14 protein-coding genes and 2 pseudogenes are annotated in these 17,271 nt (G+C 68.2%); 8 read left to right on the plus strand and 8 right to left on the minus strand.

Annotation, left to right across the window (positions count from 1 at the left end; genetic code table 11):
- Window positions 1–54 precede the first annotated feature (54 nt).
- Together C7T91_RS29290 and C7T91_RS33055 are read left to right on the plus strand one after the other, a co-directional pair.
- Window positions 55–978, plus strand: a complete 924-nt coding sequence (locus C7T91_RS29290) for a cation diffusion facilitator family transporter (RefSeq protein ID WP_108263370.1) — start codon at window positions 55–57, stop codon at window positions 976–978.
- Between the two features lie 85 nt (window positions 979–1,063).
- Window positions 1,064–1,237: a hypothetical protein gene (locus tag C7T91_RS33055; RefSeq protein WP_161556160.1), complete on the plus strand. Its 174-nt coding sequence runs from the start codon at window positions 1,064–1,066 to the stop codon at window positions 1,235–1,237.
- A 136-nt stretch (window positions 1,238–1,373) separates the two neighbouring features.
- On the opposite strand, the gene C7T91_RS29295 is transcribed toward C7T91_RS33055, so the two are convergent.
- From C7T91_RS29295 to C7T91_RS31975, 5 genes are read right to left on the minus strand one after another with little or no spacing between them, the layout of a single operon-like run.
- Entirely contained in the window at window positions 1,374–2,633 is a 1,260-nt protein-coding gene (locus C7T91_RS29295) for an ABC transporter substrate-binding protein (protein WP_108263371.1), read from the minus strand.
- Window positions 2,634–2,656: 23 nt separating this feature from the next.
- Entirely contained in the window at window positions 2,657–3,784 is a 1,128-nt protein-coding gene (locus tag C7T91_RS29300) for an ABC transporter ATP-binding protein (protein ID WP_108263372.1), read from the minus strand.
- A complete protein-coding gene (locus tag C7T91_RS29305) occupies window positions 3,784–4,692 on the minus strand; it encodes a carbohydrate ABC transporter permease (RefSeq protein WP_201742296.1) in 909 nt (302 codons plus the stop codon). Before C7T91_RS29305 ends, C7T91_RS29300 begins: the two co-directional genes overlap by 1 nt.
- 3 nt (window positions 4,693–4,695) lie before the next feature.
- Complete coding sequence (locus tag C7T91_RS29310; RefSeq protein ID WP_108263373.1) at window positions 4,696–5,580, minus strand: carbohydrate ABC transporter permease; 885 nt, start codon at window positions 5,578–5,580, stop codon at window positions 4,696–4,698.
- The gene (locus C7T91_RS31975) at window positions 5,580–5,840 is read right to left on the minus strand and encodes a hypothetical protein (protein WP_201742306.1); all 261 of its coding nucleotides are present in this window, start codon (window positions 5,838–5,840) and stop codon (window positions 5,580–5,582) included. Before C7T91_RS31975 ends, C7T91_RS29310 begins: the two co-directional genes overlap by 1 nt.
- A gap of 33 nt (window positions 5,841–5,873) precedes the next feature.
- On the opposite strand from C7T91_RS31975, the gene icmH reads away from it, so the two are divergent.
- Genes icmH through C7T91_RS29330 form a run of 4 tightly spaced genes read left to right on the plus strand, consistent with a single transcriptional unit; the run spans window position 5,874 to window position 10,149 of the window.
- On the plus strand, window positions 5,874–7,076 hold the full coding sequence (gene icmH / locus C7T91_RS29315) for a type IVB secretion system protein IcmH/DotU (RefSeq protein ID WP_236638583.1): 1,203 nt from the start codon (window positions 5,874–5,876) through the stop codon (window positions 7,074–7,076).
- On the plus strand, window positions 7,073–8,476 hold the full coding sequence (tssM, locus tag C7T91_RS29320) for a type VI secretion system membrane subunit TssM (RefSeq protein WP_108263375.1): 1,404 nt from the start codon (window positions 7,073–7,075) through the stop codon (window positions 8,474–8,476). Before icmH ends, tssM begins: the two co-directional genes overlap by 4 nt.
- Window positions 8,477–8,485: 9 nt before the next feature.
- Complete coding sequence (locus C7T91_RS29325) at window positions 8,486–9,019, plus strand: 5-bromo-4-chloroindolyl phosphate hydrolysis family protein (RefSeq protein ID WP_108263376.1); 534 nt, start codon at window positions 8,486–8,488, stop codon at window positions 9,017–9,019.
- A complete protein-coding gene (locus C7T91_RS29330) occupies window positions 9,016–10,149 on the plus strand; it encodes a toxic anion resistance protein (protein ID WP_108263377.1) in 1,134 nt (377 codons plus the stop codon). Before C7T91_RS29325 ends, C7T91_RS29330 begins: the two co-directional genes overlap by 4 nt.
- 128 nt (window positions 10,150–10,277) lie before the next feature.
- Here C7T91_RS29330 and C7T91_RS29335 read toward each other — a convergent pair.
- Window positions 10,278–10,979, minus strand: a pseudogene (locus C7T91_RS29335) (O-antigen ligase domain-containing protein); the annotation flags it as partial.
- Between the two features lie 1,736 nt (window positions 10,980–12,715).
- Between C7T91_RS29335 and C7T91_RS34045 the strand changes: the two are divergent.
- Together C7T91_RS34045 and C7T91_RS29345 are read left to right on the plus strand one after the other, a co-directional pair.
- Window positions 12,716–13,303 carry a peptidoglycan-binding domain-containing protein gene (locus C7T91_RS34045; RefSeq protein ID WP_201742297.1) on the plus strand — a complete coding sequence of 196 codons (588 nt, stop codon included), beginning with the start codon at window positions 12,716–12,718 and terminating at the stop codon, window positions 13,301–13,303.
- Window positions 13,304–13,392: 89 nt separating this feature from the next.
- Window positions 13,393–14,604 carry a saccharopine dehydrogenase family protein gene (locus C7T91_RS29345; protein ID WP_108263378.1) on the plus strand — a complete coding sequence of 404 codons (1,212 nt, stop codon included), beginning with the start codon at window positions 13,393–13,395 and terminating at the stop codon, window positions 14,602–14,604.
- A gap of 196 nt (window positions 14,605–14,800) precedes the next feature.
- On the opposite strand, the pseudogene C7T91_RS40185 reads toward C7T91_RS29345, so the two are convergent.
- Together C7T91_RS40185 and C7T91_RS29355 are read right to left on the minus strand one after the other, a co-directional pair.
- Window positions 14,801–14,929 (minus strand): annotated as a pseudogene (locus C7T91_RS40185) (hypothetical protein); the annotation flags it as partial.
- 1,017 nt (window positions 14,930–15,946) lie between these two features.
- A complete protein-coding gene (locus C7T91_RS29355) occupies window positions 15,947–17,269 on the minus strand; it encodes a sigma-54-dependent transcriptional regulator (RefSeq protein ID WP_108263472.1) in 1,323 nt (440 codons plus the stop codon).
- Window positions 17,270–17,271: the final 2 nt, after the last annotated feature.

The following is a 17,271-nucleotide window of genomic DNA, read 5'->3' on the forward strand; positions in this document are numbered from 1 at the left end:
CGGCGCTCTCCGCCCTATCCTGGGGGCGGGGAGGTCCGGAGCCGGGAGAGGCAGATGCCGCACGACCATCATCACGGCCATGGCCATCATCATGTCGATCCGGCGGCGGGCGATGCCCGCGTCGCGATGGCGGTCGGCGTCAACCTGGCGCTGACCGTGGCGCAGGTGATCGGCGGCATCTTCTCGGGCAGCCTGGCGCTGATCGCCGATGCGCTGCACAACCTGTCGGACGCGATGGCGCTGGTCATCGCCTTCGCGGCGCGCAAGATCGCGCGGCGCCCGGCGGACGAGGCGATGACCTTCGGCTATGCCCGCGCCGAGGTGGTGGCCGCGCTGATCAACTACACCACGCTGATCGTGCTCGGGCTGTTCCTCGTCTACGAGGCGGTGATGCGCTTCTTCGCGCCCGAGCCGGTGGCGGGCTGGACGGTGGTGATCGTGGCGGGCATCGCGCTGGCCATCGACCTGGCGACCGCGGCGCTGACCTATTCGATGTCCAAGGACAGCGTGAACATCCGCGCCGCCTTCGTGCACAATGTCGCCGATGCGGCCGGGTCCGTGGCGGTGATCGTCGCGGGCAGCCTGGTGATCCTGTTCGACTGGTGGATCGTCGACCCGCTGGTGACGCTGGGCATCGCGGGATACATGCTGTGGATGAGCTTCGCCGAGATCGGCGGGGTGATCCGCATCCTGATGCTGGGCGCGCCGCCGCAGATGGACGCCTCGCAGGTGCTGGCGACGGTGCGCGCGACCGAGGGCGTCGCCGGGGTGCATCACGCGCATCTGTGGCTGATGGACGAGAAGGGCGCCTCGCTCGACATGCATGTCGTCGTGCAGGAGGGCGCCTGGGAGCGCGCCGACAGCATCAAGCTTGACCTGCGGCAGCGCCTGAAGGATGCGCATGGCATCGGCCATGGCATGATCGAGCTGGAAAGCGCGGGCCATGCCTGCCGCGGCGCGCGGCTCTGGGGGCACTGAGCGCGGGACGTGACGCGACGGCGCGTGGAACTCCGCCCCGTCCTGCCGCATTTTTCCTGCGGAGACAGCCATCAGGAGTCCTGCCATGTCCCGCATCTTCGTCATCGGCGCCACCGGCGGCGTCGGCCACCGCCTCGTTCCCCTGCTGACCGGCGCCGGCTACGGCGTCTCTGGCCTCCACCGCAAGCCGGAGCAGGCAGACGCGCTGCGCGCGGCGTCGCGGGTCAGCCGCCACTCGATGGGCGCGGGCAGGCGGTAGAGCGCGCCGGGCGGCGACAGCAGCACCGTGGCGGAGCGGCAGGACAGGGTGACGAGGCGGGGTGCGGTCATCGCGGATCGGCCTTTGCGGGAAACGGCCGGGGGCGGCAGCGGACCGCCGCCCCCGGAGAGGAGGCTCAGGACTTGATGTCGTCGAGCGCTTCCTGGATGGCGTAGATCATCTCGTCCGCCGCGGTTTCCGCGTCGATTTCGCCATAGGCGAAGAGTTCGAGATTGTCCTCCATCGCGGAGCGGACATCGGGATGCTCCATGTAGGGATGGATCGCCGGGCCCTCGGCGCCGATCACCAGCTCCTGCGCGGCGATCTGGCCGGGCTTCAGCACGCCCTCGTCGGTCAGCTGCGTGAGCGCGGCCTTCGAGGCCGGCACGCCGCGGGCGGAGCCCATGGCGGCGATGCCCTCGGGCTCGTTCAGCAGGCAATTGACGATTTCGGCGGCGGCCTCGGGGTTCTCCGAGTTCTTTGAGATCGAGAACACCATCGACGCCTTGCGGTAGACGCCCTCGGTCAGCTCGTCCGCCTGGTCGATGATGCCGGTATATTCAAGCTCCTGGCCCTCTTCCATCGGGTCGGAAATCTTGAAGTAGGTGCTGTCCCACTGGTAGCTGCCGGCGATCTCGCCCTTGGTCCATTTCGGGTTCTCGTGGATCGGCAGGTTGCCCGCCGCCAGAACGTCTGGCCAGGGCTGGATGACATGGTTGTCGACCAGGCTCTGGTAGAAGGTGATCGCGTCGGCCAGCTCCTCGAGCGTCCAGAGGACCTCGTTGGTTTCGGGATCGATCAGCGGCTTGCCGGTCTTCTGCGTGCCGTAGAGCGTGACCAGCAGCGTGCCGTCGAGCGCGATGCCCTCGAACGGGTAATAGGCGTCGCCCAGCTTCTCCTGGAAGACCGGCCCGGCGGCCAGCAGGTCGTCCCAGGTCTTCGGCAGCGGCAGGCCCGCCTTGTCATAGGTGGTCTTGTTGAAGACGAAGAGCCGCCCGGTGGTCGAGACCGGCAGGCCGTTCAGCACGCCGTTGCGGCGCCCGGCCTCGAGCTGTTCCGCGGTCCAGTTGGTCAGGTCGAGATCGTCGAACTGCTCCAGATCGGCGAAGCCGTCGCCGCGCGCCGAGAAGATCGGCAGCCAGGGCCAGTTGATCTGCATGATGTCGGCCTCGGTCCGGCCGGCGATCTGGGTGGCGACCTTCTCGAAATGGCCCTGCCAGCCGGTGAATTCCGGCTTGATCACATGGCCGTGCTTCTCGCCGCAGACCTTCAGCGCCTCCTGCGTAGCCAGGTGGCGGCTGTCGCCGCCCCACCAGCTCATCCTCAGTTCCGCCGCCTGTGCCGCGCCCGCAAGCGCCGTGGTGGCAAGCGCGAGGCCCATCAATGCCGTTTTCATCCCGTTTCTCCTCCCTTGGATCGTCAGTTGAGCGCGCCCTTGAGCGAGACATTCTCGCCCGAGGACACGTCGAAGACATGCGCGTGGCTGCCCGAGACGGTCAGGCCGACCCGGTCTCCGCGCTGCGTGCTGCGGTCGAAGGCTTCGGAGGGCACCACCGCGACGAAGGCGGCATTGCCGACCTTTGCGTGGAGATTCACCTCGTGGCCCATGAATTCGATGTTGGTGACGGTGCCGGTCAGGCTGTTCGGGCTGCCTGCCGGGACCACGCCCAGATGCTGCGGCCGGATGCCGAGGGTAACCGGACCGTCCTGGATGTAGAGCCTGCGCGCCAGCTCGTCGCCCGCATCGACCGTCTGGCCGTCGAGCGTCAGCTGCGCGCCCAAGCCGCGGGTCAGCACGGCCGGGACCAGGTTCATCTCGGGCATGCCGATGAAGCCCGCGACGAAGGCGTTGGCCGGGCGCTCGTACAATGTCACCGGATCGGCGACCTGCATGATATGGCCGTCCTTCATCACGCAGATGCGGTCGCCCATGGTCATCGCCTCGACCTGGTCATGGGTCACGTAGACGACCGTCGCCGGGCGGCCTTCCGCCTTCAGCCGCTTGTGCAGGTCGGTGATCCGCACCCGCATCGCGGCGCGCAGCTTGGCGTCGAGGTTCGACAGCGGCTCGTCGAAGAGGAAGACGTCGGGGTGCTTGATCAGCGCGCGGCCCACGGCGACCCGCTGCGCCTGCCCGCCCGACAGCTGCTTCGGGAGCCGGTCGAGGAGCTTTTCGATCTCGAGGATCTCGGACACCTCGCCGGTGGCCGTGGCGATCTCGTCCTTCGGCTTGCCGCGCAGCTGCAGCCCGAAGCCCAAGTTCCGCCGCACCTTCATGTGCGGGTAGAGCGCGTAGTTCTGGAACACCATGGCGATGCCGCGCTTGCCCGGCACCAGGTCGTTCACGACGTTGTCGCCGATCCGGATCTCGCCGCCCGTGACGGTTTCGAGCCCGGCGATCATCCTGAGCGTGGTGGACTTGGCGCAGCCCGACGGCCCCACCAGCACCATGAATTCACCTTCCTTGACATCGAGGTTGATCCCGTGGACCGCCTTGAAGCCGTTGCCGTAGGTCTTTTCGACCCCTTTGAGTTGAAGTTCAGCCATCAGCCTTTGACTCCTCCGGACGAGATGCCTTCGATGAAGTATTTCTGTGCCATGAAGAACACGGCGAGGGACGGGGCGAGCGCGAGGACCGACATCGCGAGGATCTGGTTCCAGGCGAAGGCCTCGGTCGTGTCGATCGACAGCTTGAGCGCCAGCGAGACCGGATATTTCTCGACCGAGGAGATGTAGATCAGCGGGCCGAGGAAGTCGTTCATGGTCCACATGAACTGGAACAGGCAGACCGAGATCAGCGCGGGCATCAGCATCGGCACGACGATGTAGACCAGCGTCTGCAGCGTGGTCGCACCGTCGACGCGGGCGGCCTCCTCCATGTCGCGCGGGATGGCGCGCAGGAACTGGATCACCATGAAGACGAAGAACGCGTCGCCCGCCAGCGCCGAGGGCACCCAGAGCGGCAGGAAGCTGTCGAGCCAGCCGATGTCGCGGAACAGCAGGTATTGCGGGATCCGCGTGACCACGTTCGGCAGGAGCAGCGTCGCGATCACGGTCATGAACAGGAACTTCTTGCCCGGGAAATCGAAGCGGGCGAAGCCGTAGGCCACCAGCGTGCAGGAGATCGCGGTCCCGATGGTCTTGGGGATGATGATCCACAGCGTGTTCACGAAGAACTTGCCGAAGGTATAGGGCGTCGAGGTCTGCCAGCCTTCGATATAGCCCGAGAGCGTCGGCTCCTTCGGCCAGAACCCGGCCGAGGAAAACATCTCGGCATTGGTCTTGAAGGAGGCGCCGACCAGCCAGATCAGCGGGTAGATCATCACGAGCCCGACCAGGGTCAGCAGGCCATAGCGCAGGATCGAGGATCGCATGGCCTTGCGGCGGTGCTTCAGCTCGATGGCGGTCGGCGGCTCGGAGCCTTTCCGGACGGGGATGTCGGTAATGGCGGCCATGGATCAGCTCCTCTTGTCGCCGGCGTAGTAGACCCACTTCTTCGACGACCAGAACGCGATGAGGGTCAGGACCATGATGATGGCAAAGAGCACCCAGGCGATGGCGGAGGCATAGCCCATGTCGAAGCTCTTGAAGGCCTTGTCGTAGATGTAGAGCGGCAGCAGGTAGGTGGATTTCATCGGGCCGCCGTCGGTGATGATGTAGGGGCCGTTGAACTCCTGGAAGGCCTGCACCGTCTGCATGATCAGGTTGAAGAAGATCACCGGGGTGATCAGCGGCAGGGTGATGTGGCGGAAGATCTTCCAGGGCCCCGCCCCGTCGATCGCCGCCGCCTCGTAGAGCGACTTGTCGACGGATTGCAGCGCGGCGAGGAAGATCACCATGGCCGAGCCGAACTGCCAGCAGCGCAGCAGCGTGATGGTGAAAAGCGCGTTCTCGGGATCGCCGAACCAGTTGATCGGCTCCATGCCGAGGCTGCCCAGCATCATGTTGACGAGGCCGGTATCGGCGAAGATGTAGCGCCACAGCACCGCGATCGCGACCGAGCCGCCGAGGATCGAGGGCACGTAATAGGCGGTGCGGAACAGGTTGATCGCCTTCAGCCGGTAGTTCAGCACGACCGCGATGAAGAGCGCGAAGGCGAGCTTCAGGGGCACGGTGGTGAAGACGTAGATCAGCGTCACCTTCAGCGACTTGTCGAAAGTGCGGTCGCGGGTGAACAGCTTCTCGTAATTCGCCGTGCCCACCCATTCCGGCTTGTTCAGCAGGTCATAGTCGGTGAAGCTGAGATAGAAGGACGCGAGGAACGGGAAGGCCGTGAAGAGCAAGAGCCCGATCACGTAGGGCGACACGTACCAAAGCCCCATCCATTTGCTTTCGCCACCCATCATGCGGCTCCTTTCAGGGTCTCGGGAATCCAGGCGCCGGTGGCGGCGATCATCTCCTGGAACAGGCTCCGCGCCCGCGCCTCGCCGAGAGGCGCCACCAGCGGATCGGAACGGAAGAGCGGGAAGAGCGCCGCGCCATCGCCTGCCATCACGGCCTCGAGAAGCGCCGCCTGGCGCTGCGCATGGTCCGCGACCACCGGTTCCAGCGCGGCGGGCAGCCGCCCGGCGAAGACCGGCGCGATGCCGAGCCCGGAGAACACCGCGTTGCGGCGGGGGCCGGTCCGGACATCGCCATGACCGGGCCGAACCCGGTCAATGCCGCCGCCGCGAGCCTGTTTGCGCTGATCGGGCGGATCCGCAACCGCGCCCAGCATGCCGATCCCGAGGAGCTGCGCCGCGCCGTGGTGGCCGAGATCCGCGGTTTCGAGGACCGCGCTTTGCAATCGGGCGTCGACCAGCAGACCGTCCGCGTGGCGCGCTACGCGCTCTGCGCGACGATCGACGACGTGGTGCTGAACACGCCCTGGGCGGGCGAGTCCTCCTGGGGGCAGCAGAGCATGGTCGCCACCTTCCACCGCGAAACCGTGGGCGGCGACCGGTTCTACGACCTGCTCGGGCGGCTCAAACAGGACCCGGCCAAGAACCTGCATCTGCTGGAATTCCTGCATGTCTGCCTGTCCCTGGGCTTCGAGGGGCGGCTCAGGGTCGAACAGTCCGGCCGCGACCGCCATGCCGAGATCCGGCTGGGGCTGCAGCGCATCATCGCCTCGCAGCGGGGCATGCCGCCCGAGGCGCTGTCGCCGCATTGGGAAGGCGTGAAGAAACCTCACCGGCCGCTCTCGGCGTGGAAGCCGGTCTGGGTCTCCGCCGGGCTTCTGGGCCTCGTGCTGCTCTGCGGCTTCCTGGCGCTGAGCTACACGCTCGGCCTCTCGACCCGCGGCCTTGCGGGGCAGCTCGCCGTGCTCGACCCGCCGGGCGTGGCCAGGCTCGACCGGCCGGCGCCGCCCGCGCTGCCCTTGCCCGACGACACGCGGCAGCTCGAGGAAGTGCAGGGCTTCCTGACCGAGGCGATCGCCGCCGGGCTGGTCACCGCCTTCCAGGACGCCAACACGATCACCGTGCGTTTTGCCGGGGCCAACATGTTCGCCTCCGCCTCCGACCGGCTGCAGCCGCAATTCGAGGCGCCCTTGGCCGCAGTGGCCGAGGCGCTCAACGAAAGCACCACCGGCCCGGTGCTGATCGCGGGGCATTCCGACAGCGATCCGATCCGCACCGCGCGCTTCCCCGACAACATGGCGCTGTCGCTGGCGCGCGCCGAGGCGGTGCGGGCGCGGCTCGCCAAGCTGGTCGGCGACCCCTCGCGGCTCAGCGCCGAGGGCCGCGCCGCCGCGGAACCCATCGCCGACAACGCCACCCGCGAGGGCAAGGCGCAGAACCGGCGGATCGAGATCATCCTCCTGCGCGAAGGCGTGCAGTTGCAAGGAGGCGTGCAGTGAAGCAGGTCTGGAACGCGCTGACCTCGGCGGTCGGCATCCTCGTCATCGTCGCGCTGGTCTTCTCGGGGATCATCTGGCTGGTCGGGCCGCTCTTGGCGATCGGCGAGGCACGGCCCTTCGACACAGTGACCGGACGGCTGGTCGGGCTCGCCGTGCTCTGGCTGTCGACGCTCCTCGTGATCCTCCTGGTGCTGGTCTCCGGCCGCAAGCGCGATGCGGCAATCGTCGAGGAGGTGACCGCTCAGGCCGAGGACGCGCCGCCGCCCGACGGCTATGCCGCCGAGGATGTCGAGGAAATGCGGGGCAAGCTCCGCCGCGCGCTCAAGGTGCTGCGCGGCGCCAAGGGCGGGCGCAAGCGGCTCTATGACCTGCCCTGGTACGTGATCATCGGCCCGCCGGGCGCCGGCAAGACCACCGCCATCGCCAATTCCCGGCTGAACTTCCCGCTCGAGGACGAGTTCGGCAAGGCGGCGCTGGCCGGGGTCGGCGGCACGCGGAACTGCGACTGGTGGTTCACCGACCAGGCGGTGCTGATCGACACGGCCGGGCGCTACACCACCCAGGACAGCGACGCGGCCTCGGACAATGCCGCCTGGCAGGGCTTCCTCGGCATGCTCAAGCGCCAGCGCCCGCGCCAGCCGGTGAACGGCGCCATCGTCGCGATCAGCCTGTCGGACCTGTCGAACCAGGACGAGATCACCCGCAAGGCCCATGCCCAGGCCGTGCGCCGCCGCCTGCACGAGCTGCGCACCCGGCTCGGCATCCGCTTTCCGGTCTACGTGCTCTTCACCAAGGCCGATCTGGTGGCGGGCTTCGCCGAGTATTTCGACCGGCTCGGCAAGGACGGGCTGGCGCAGGTCTGGGGCGCGACCCTGCCGCTCGCGGATCCGCGCGACAAGACCGCCGCCTGGGACCGGCTGGCGCCGGAATTCGACGCGCTGGTGGCGCGGCTGAACGAGGGGCTGATCGCCCGCCTGCAGGAGGAGCAGGACCCGCAGCGCCGCGCGCTGATCGCCGCCTTCCCGGCGCAGATCGCCTCGCTGAAGCCGGTGGCCGAGGAATTCCTCGGCGAGCTCTTCCAGGAGAACAGCTACGAGCACCGCCAGATGCTGCGCGGCGTCTATTTCACCTCGGGCACCCAGGAAGGCACGCCGATCGACCGGCTGATGCAGGGCATGGCGCGGACCTTCGGCATCGGGCGGCAGGCGATCGGCTCGGGCCGCGGCACCGGGGTCTCGTATTTCCTGACGCGGCTCTTCTCCGACGTGATCTTCCCCGAGGCCGGGCTGGTCAGCGCCGATGACAAGATCGAGCGCCGCTACCGCTGGAGCCGCCGCCTGGCGATCGCCGCCGCGGTGCTGGCGGCGGCCGGGCTGGGCGCGGTCTGGACCCGCAGCTAGGATGGCGGCATGACGGTCGGCGTTCTGCTCGGCGCGATCGGCGCCGGGCTCCACGCCCTGGCCTTCGGCCCCGACCCGATGAAGAGCAAGGGCATCGCCTCGGACGATTTCCAGTCCGGCCGCGTCGCCCGCGCCGTCGACAGCGCCGAGGCGGAGCTGGCCGCGATGCACCGCGCGCTCGATCCGCTGAAGGACCGCGAACTGGAGCTGGTCGTCGCCCGCTTCCAGGCCACCGCCCGCGAGATGTTCCGCACTGTCGAGCAGGATCCGCGCGACCTGACCGCGGCGCGCAAGTATCTCGGGGTCTACCTGTCCGGTGCCCGCGAGGCGTCCGAGAAATACGCCGCCTATTACGCCCGCAGCCGCGAACCGGCCGCGCGCAGCGATTTCATGGCGCTGCTCGACGACCTCGACCGGAATTTTTCGAAGAAGACGGAAACCTTGCTTCTGGACGACCGTTCCCAGCTTGACATCGAGATGGAAGTGCTGAGAGAGCGGCTGTCGCGGGAGCCCCATCTGAGCGCGCCGAGGACAGACGAATGACCGACACCAAGCTTCAGTCCGAAATCGCCAGCCTAGCCGCGGCGGCACTGCCCGAACCGGCCGAGACGCCCGCCCTGCCGCCGGAAAAACAGGCCGAGATCGAGCGCCGCATGGCCGAGATCCGCATCGGCGACACCGGCACGATCATCGGCTTCGGCTCCGCCGCGCAGGCCGAGCTGCAGTCGATCAGCCAGGCAATGCTGGCCGATGTGCGCAACAAGGATCTCGGCCCGGCGGGCGACTCCTTGCGCGACATGGTGGCGACGATCCGCGGGTTTTCCACCGAGGAGCTCGACCCCGGCCGCAAGCGCAGCTGGTGGGAGAAGCTGACCGGCAAGCGCGGCGACGTATCGAAATTCATGTCGCAATACGAGGATGTGCAGGCCCAGATCGACGAGATCACCGGCAGCCTCGAAAAGCACGAGCACACGCTCCTGAAGGACATCAAGGGGCTCGACCTGCTCTACGGCAAGACTCTGGCCTTCTATGACGAGCTGGCGCTCTACATCGCGGCCGGCGAGATGCGGCTGGCCTCGATCGACGCCAATGACATCCCCGCCAAGGAGGCCGAGATCGCCGCGGCGCCCGAGGGCGACCAGGTGATGGAGGCGCAGGAGCTGCGCGACCTGCGCGCCGCGCGCGACGATCTGGAGCGCCGGGTGCATGACCTGAAGCTGACCCGGCAGGTGACGATGCAGTCGCTGCCCTCGATCAGATTGGTGCAGGAAAACGACAAGGCGCTGATCACCAAGATCAACTCGACGCTGGTCAATACCGTGCCGCTCTGGGAAACCCAGCTGGCGCAGGCGCTGACCATCCAGCGCTCGGCCGCCGCCGCCAATGCGGTCAAGGAGGCCAGCGACCTGACCAACGAACTCCTGACCTCGAATGCCGCCAACCTGCGCCAGGCCAATGCCCAGGTGCGCGAACAGACCGAGCGCGGCGTCTACGACATCGAGGCGATCAAGACTGCCAATGCCGAGCTGATCGCGACGATCGAGGACTCCCTGCGCATCGCCGACGAGGGCAAGGCGAAGCGCGCCGCCGCGGAGCAGGACCTGCTCCAGATGGAAGCCGAGCTGCGCGACACCCTGGCCTCGGCCAAGTCGCGCGGACCAGCCGGGAGCTGACACGCCATGGTGGCATGGGGGCGGAGAACCTGCGGCATTGCAGCCGCCGCGATGCTGCTGGGGCTGGCGGGATGCCTTTCGCCCGCGCCCGTCCCCGAGGCTGCGCCCGAAAAGCCGCGGCTGGTGCGCAGCTCGCCCGCCAGCCCGGCCACCGCATGCCAGGCCCAGCCGCACAGGATCAGCGGCATCATCCTCGGACCCACGGTGCAGGCGACGAGCCCGACCAGCCCCATGCGCGATTTCGACAGCAGGATCATCGTCACCCCTGCCGCGACGCCGATGGCGCGCCATTTGATCCGGCGTTCCTCCAGCGCGAAGCACACCTGGATCACGCCGAGCAGCGCGGCGAAGGGAGACCAGGGCGCGTAGAACTGCCAGCGCGGCGTCCAGCTCCCCGGATCCCAGGTGAAGAAGAACACCGTGAAATATTCCGGTCCGGGGCCGCCCACCGCCTTCAGTGGCGAGGTGAACAGCCGCTCGGGCAGCCCGATCTGCGGCGCCATGAACAGGATCGGCGTCAGAGCCAGCGTCCAGAGCCCGACGATGCATTGCCCGCGCACGAGGATCTCGCGCCGGATGGGCAGCACCGCGCCGGCGAAGGGAAAGAGCGCCAGGAGCGCCCAGCCCTTCGCCCAGCCGACGGTCGACTTGATGGTCTGCTTCAGCCCGAGCCCCCAGTCGAGATGCCCTGCCCAGAGCGCCGCCAGCATCGCCGCCATCCCGGCCGCCCAGGCCAGCACCACCGGCGGCACCGGCCCGGCGGCGCGCAGATCCCGGGCCGGAAAGCGGCACTGCGCCCGCCCGCCGCGCAAGCCGGTCCGGAGCGCCATTGCCTGCAAGGGCGCAGCCGCGCGGGCAGCCCTTTCCGTTCCATATTCCGGCTCAGCCTTCGTTCCGGCCATGCCGCGCGCCCTGACGCGGTTCAAGACCGCCATGCAGCTGCGCCCGGCGCCGTGGCGGGAAAGCGGATCGTCGGCCGATTGCCGCGGAGCGCCCAGTTGCCCAGCCTTCTCAGGGCTTGCCAGGCCCCGATGCGGATGGCCGAGGCGCCGCCCGCTGTCCCGACTGGCAAAAACGGGCCGCTGCCGGAGGCCGGCCGGTCCGCCTGCGGCTGGGGAAGCCGGATCGGTCCCGGAACCGCAGCTGAAAACAGCATTGTTTCACAACTCCTGGTGCAACGAATTAATATTCGAAATCCGTGCGGTTAGTCGGAGTTTGAGTGCAAAGAAAAGCCCGCCCGCAGCCGCAGGACGAACTGGTGCGCCCATGACGATGCCCCACGCGTCCTGAGGGCATCGTCATGGGCCGTGCGGGACGCCCGCCGGTCATCCCGAAGGCGGCAACCCGGTTTCGCTTGCCAATCAAGGGCCTGTTCCGGCCGCAGCCCCGGCAGACCATCGGGATGGTGGCCAGCCCGCTGCGCCTGGCCGGGCTGGTCCACGCTGTGGGGCAGGCAGAAGGCCCTCGAGGTCCGGGTCCCGGATCGGCAAGCTGCCGCGCGGCTGACCCTGCGGGTCCCCTCTCGGGCAGCGGACAGCACCGGCGTCAAGCTCCTCGGTGAATGAAGCGGTACCGTGGAAGCGCTGGCACCGCGGAAGCAAGACGGCTGAGTGGCAAGCCCGGAAGCCCGGAAGCCCGGTGTTCAGGACCGGCGCCAATGGCGCAAGCTCCATCTGGCCATGGAGCCAGCCACCTCGCACAGAGAGGCCGGCAGCCCGGCCTTGCCTGATCTGCCGGAGGAGGTCCCAGAGGGCGGGGATATCGGCACCGTGACTGCCGATGGTGCCCATGACATCTGCCGCTTCCACGCCTCAAATCTCGAGCCTGGCGCAGTTCCGATCATTCCCATCCGCAAGAGTGCTCGATTGCGGAAGGAAAACCGCCCGGCTGCGCTCGCCGGAAACCAACCCCTGCGGGCAGGCCGGTACTATGCAGGGCGTTCCGGAAGCGCCGGGCCGGAGACCGCGCCCGGAGCCGGATCGGGGCGAAGATGCGATGACCGGAAGCATTCGGAAAGCGTATCGAGGCCAGAGACCCTGACCGCCGAAACTCTCATCTGCATCATTCGCGGCTGCGCCAGGACCGATGGCGCTCGCCGCTCATTCACGAATCCACGCAAGGCCACGGCACTGCCGAGATCGAATGCGCGGTCTGACCTCATGTGGGGAAAGAGGGATCACGTCCGGAGGCCGGCTTCTGCAGCACTGCAGTTCTGCCGGAGCGATGGACCGCTGCGCGGGCGCCTCCAGTCCCGGCGGATCGCTGCGGCAGCCGCCGCGCCTGTCCTGCACAGGCCTTCACATGCCCGACTGCTTCAGCCGGACCTCGGGACCCGGTGAACGGAGGTCCTGCTCCCGATGATGCACAGCAGCGCCAGCGGCCATGCCGGCAGGGCTGGGCGCGGGAGGCGAAGGCCGCAAGCCCCTGCCGCGGCGCAGCTGGCGTCTCCCGGCCGTCCTGCCGTTCGCATCGAGGCCGCGCAATCCGGAAAATGCGGCCTGAGCCCGCCTCCCGGAAAACCGCCGCCCCCGCGCTCCGGTGGGGGCGGCTGCGCAAGGACAGCCCCATGACCCGCATGATCCCCGGCCTCGCAGCCGCCCTGCTTCTGCCCTTGGCGGCCGCGGCCGCATCGCAGGACGGCAAGTTCAAGGCCGACGGCGCCGGAACGGCGCCCTGCTCGGATTTCACCGCGGCACTCGAGGCCGGAGACCGCGTCAAGGTGGCGGGCTTCGCCGCCTGGACCGAGGGTTTCCTCACCGCGGTCAATGCCTTGCAGGCGGACACCTATGACATCACGCCTTGGCAGACCACGCCGGTTCTGATGGAGAAGCTGCGCCGCTTCTGCCTCGGGCATCCCGGAACGCAGATGATCGAGGCCACCGGACAGCTGGCCGCGGTGCTGGCACCCTATCGCCAGGTCGCGGAGTCGCCGATGGTCCAGGCCCGCAATTCAGGCCGCGCGGTCATGCTGCCTGCCGTCATCCTCGAACGCGTGCGCCAGGTCCTGGAAGAGGAGCGCGGCAGCGGCCTGTCCACCGCCGGAGGAGATTTCGACGCCGCGTTCTCTGCCGCGCTCGCCGGGTTCCAGAAGGCCCGCGGCCTGGCGGAGACCGGGCTTCCCGACCAGCTGACGCTGAATATGATGTTTCCGTAAAAGCCAGGCCATTGCCGGAAGGACGGATTGATAATTCGCCGCAACCCAGCCAAGAGGGGGACAACTGCTTCATCGGGAAGGATACAGTCATGAGCAAAGTTCTGGTCATCGGCGCGGGCGGCGTCAGCTCGGTCGCGGTGCACAAGATGGCGATGAATCCGGAGATCTTCTCCGAGATCCACCTGGCCAGCCGCACGAAATCCAAATGCGACGACATCGCCGTCGAGGTGAAGAAGCGGACCGGCGTCGAGATCTCGACGTACGGGATCGACGCGATGGACGTGGCCGCGACCGCCGCGCTGATCCGCCAGACCGGCGCGTCGCTGGTGGTCAACCTCGCGCTGCCCTACCAGGATCTGGCGCTGATGGATGCCTGCCTCGAGGCGGGCGTGAACTATCTCGACACCGCGAATTACGAGCCCGAGGACGAGGCCAAGTTCGAATACAGCTGGCAGTGGGCCTACCAGGACAAGTTCAAGGAAGCGGGCCTGACCGCGATCCTGGGCTCCGGCTTCGATCCGGGCGTGACCTCTGTCTATGCGACCTGGCTGAAGAAGCACAAGCTCGAGGGCATCCGGCAGCTCGACATCCTCGACTGCAACGGCGGCGACAACGGGCTGCCCTTCGCGACGAACTTCAACCCGGAGATCAACATCCGCGAAGTGACCGCGCCGGCCCGCCACTGGGAGAACGGCGCCTGGGTCGAGAGCCCGGCGATGACCACCAAGGTCGCGTTCGACTTCCCCGGCGTCGGCGAGAAGAACATGTACCTGATGTATCACGAGGAGCTGGAGTCGCTGTCGGCCCACAACCCCGAGATCGAGCGGGCGCGGTTCTGGATGACTTTCGGCGATGCGTACATCAACCACGTCACCGTGCTGGAGAACGTGGGCATGACCTCGATCGAGCCGGTGATGCATAACGGCGTCGAGATCATCCCGCTGCAGTTCCTCAAGACCGTGCTGCCGAACCCGGGCGACCTGGGCGCGAAGACCGTCGGCAAGACCTGCATCGGCGACATCGCGACCGGTCCGGCGAAGGACGGCTCGGGCGAGAAGACCTACTACATCTACAACATCTGCGACCACGAGGAGTGCTTCGCCGAGGTGGGATCGCAGGCCGTGGCCTACACGACCGGCGTTCCGGCGATGATCGGCGCGGCGCAGGTGCTGCTGGGCAACTGGACCCAGCCGGGCGTGTGGAACATGGAGCAGCTCGATCCCGACCACTACATGGACATGCTGAACAAGCATGGCCTGCCCTGGCAGGTGGTGGAGCTCGACGCCCCGGCGGCGTTCTGATCCGGACGTGACGACAGGCCGGGCGCCGCGGCATCGAGCCCGCGGCGCCCGGCGCGACCCCCGCGCGGCCGACGCAGAGGGCCGCGCGGCTGCTGCGTTCCAGGACGGAGCCTTCGGCAAGCGGGACCGGCCGGATCAGGCGGTAGCCGCTGCGGCCGACGGTTTCGATGAATTGCGGATCGGCGGCGCTGTCGCCGAGCAGCTGGCGCAACTCGCGGATGCACTGTTTCGGTCCCGCCTCGCTGCCATGGCGGCTGCCCCAGACGAGGCCGCGCAGCTCGTCCTGGCTGACGGTTTCGCCTTGGCGCTCGGCCAGCGCCACCATGACCGCCAGCGTCTTGCGGCGCAGCCTGTGGGCCTTGCCGTTGCGGATCAACTCGCCGCGGGAAATGTCGAGTTCGATACTGGTCACTGCACGTCTTGCCTGTCCTTGTGCCGCTTTCGGCCGGCCGCCTCCGCTCCGCCGGAGCCTAGCCGGCCCGGTGTACTGCCAATGATGACAATAATTATACTAAAATTGACCGGTGCCTGGCTTTGATTTGCCTGCGGGCCGGGCCAGACATGTTTCCGGACGGAGGCGCGGCGGCGGCGCGCGGAGCAAGCGGGAGCGGAACAGGCGGAATTGGCGACCGGGCCGGAACGGAGCCCAGGCGGCGGGGCGGCGATCGCCATTGCAGGGCGCTGCCATCCCCGCAGACGCTCAGGCGCGACCCCCGGTCCGCCATCCAGACGCAGCCCGGACGGCCCCGGGGCGCCACGGCAGACTGCCTCGACGGCACAGGCAGCCCGTCCGGCGCGATCCGCACGCCCCGGAAGGATCGGTCCCAGTGCCGCCCGGCCGGACGGACGGCCTGCCCCGCAACACCGCATGCCGATACGGCGCAACCGGACCGCGCCGCCTGCAGGCACAGCAATCCATTTCGATGTCCCGCCGGACCGGATCACAAGATTTCCTGACCGGCATGCTGCGTGAACCGTGCGGCAGCAGAAGGACCGGCCGGGATGGCGCTGCTCCCGACGGTCCGGAGCCTCGGCACGCACCGGCGTCCTCGTCCCCCTTCCGGATTTTGCCCGCGAAATGAATTGCTTCTGCTTGCCCGCGCAGGCCGCTCCAGACCGTCCGGAGCACCATCGGGATGCTGCAACCGGCGGCGGAGATGGCCCGGCACGGAACGCCGCCGGGCCCTTTCCGCGACCTATCGGGCCTCGGATCGCCCGGCGGGCGGACCCGGCTTCCCCCGATCGCGGAAAACTGCGGGCAGGAGCCAGCCTGTGCGGGACGCCAAGCCCGTCACGAGCTCCCAGAACCCTATGACGTTCGGCAGGGGGACAGCCGACGCTGTCAGGACGGAACGCCCGTCTCGCCCCATTGCGCCAGCTTGCGGTCGATGGTCTTGCGCGACACGCCGAGACGCCGCGCCGCCTCGGCACGGTTGCCGTCGCAGCGGTCGAGCATGTGCAGGATGTGGCGCTGCACCACCAGGTCCAGATCTTCGATCGCCTGCGTCCCGGTGACCGCGCCGCCGCCGGCAAATTCCTCGGGAAAGCCGCCGAGAATCACCGAGCGCTCCACCAGGTTGCGCAGTTCGCGGACATTGCCGGGCCAGCCATAGCGGCGCAGCTTCAGCAGGGTCTCCTGATCAAGCTCCAGCCCCGGCATGCCGAGCGCGCGGGAGAACTGCGTCATGAAGAGCGCCGCCAGCTCGAGGATGTCGTCGGACCGTTCGCTGAGCGGCGGCATCTCGACCCGGAGCACGTCGATGCGGTGGTAGAGATCGGCGCGGAACCGGCCCTCGGCCACCAGCGCGCGCAGGTCGGCATTGGTCGCGAAGAGAAAGCGCAGGTTCAGCCGCAGCTCGCGCTCGGCGCCGACCGGGCGGATGCGCTGGTCCTCGAGCACCCGCAGCAGCGCCGCCTGCAGAGGCTCGGGCATCTGCGCCACCTCGTCGAGGAAGAGCGTCCCGCCATCGGCCAGCAGCAGGAGCCCCGGCTTCAGCCGCCCGTCGGCGCCGATGCTCCCGAACAGTTCCTGCACCATCCGCTCGGGCGCGATCGCAGCGCAGTTTACCGGCACGAAGGGTTTCTCGGCGCGCTCCGACAGCTCGTGGAGCTGCCGCGCCGCCAGTTCCTTGCCGGTGCCGCTGGCGCCGGTGAACAGCACGGGGGTCGGCAGCGGCGCCAGCTTCTCCAGCATCGCGCGGACCTCGACCATGCCGTCGGAGGTGCCCAGGAGCTTGCCCTGGAGCTGGCCGCTGCGCAGTTCCCGGCGCAGGAGCGCGTTGTCGCGGCGCAGGTACTTGCGGTCGAGCGTGCGCGCCACCGCGCCGAGGATCTGGTTGGCGCGGAACGGCTTCAGCACGAAATCGCTGACCCCGGCCCGCAGCGCGGCGATCGCGGTTTCCAGATCCGCATAGGCGGTGACCAGGATCGTGTCGCCGAAGAAGCCGCGCCGGGTCTGCTCGGCCAGCCAGTCGAGCCCGGTGGTCTTCGGCATGACATTGTCGAGGATCACCAGATCGAAATGCGCCGCGTCGAGCATCTGCGTGGCCTCGGCCGCGGAGCCCGCCGCCTCGACCTTCTGAACCCGGGGTGCCAGCAGCTTCACGAGGAAATTGCGCATGCCGGGCTCGTCATCGACCACCAGGACCGAAGCCCCGGCCAGCATCG

This window comes from Mangrovicoccus ximenensis, from assembly GCF_003056725.1.
Taxonomy (GTDB): domain Bacteria; phylum Pseudomonadota; class Alphaproteobacteria; order Rhodobacterales; family Rhodobacteraceae; genus Mangrovicoccus; species Mangrovicoccus ximenensis.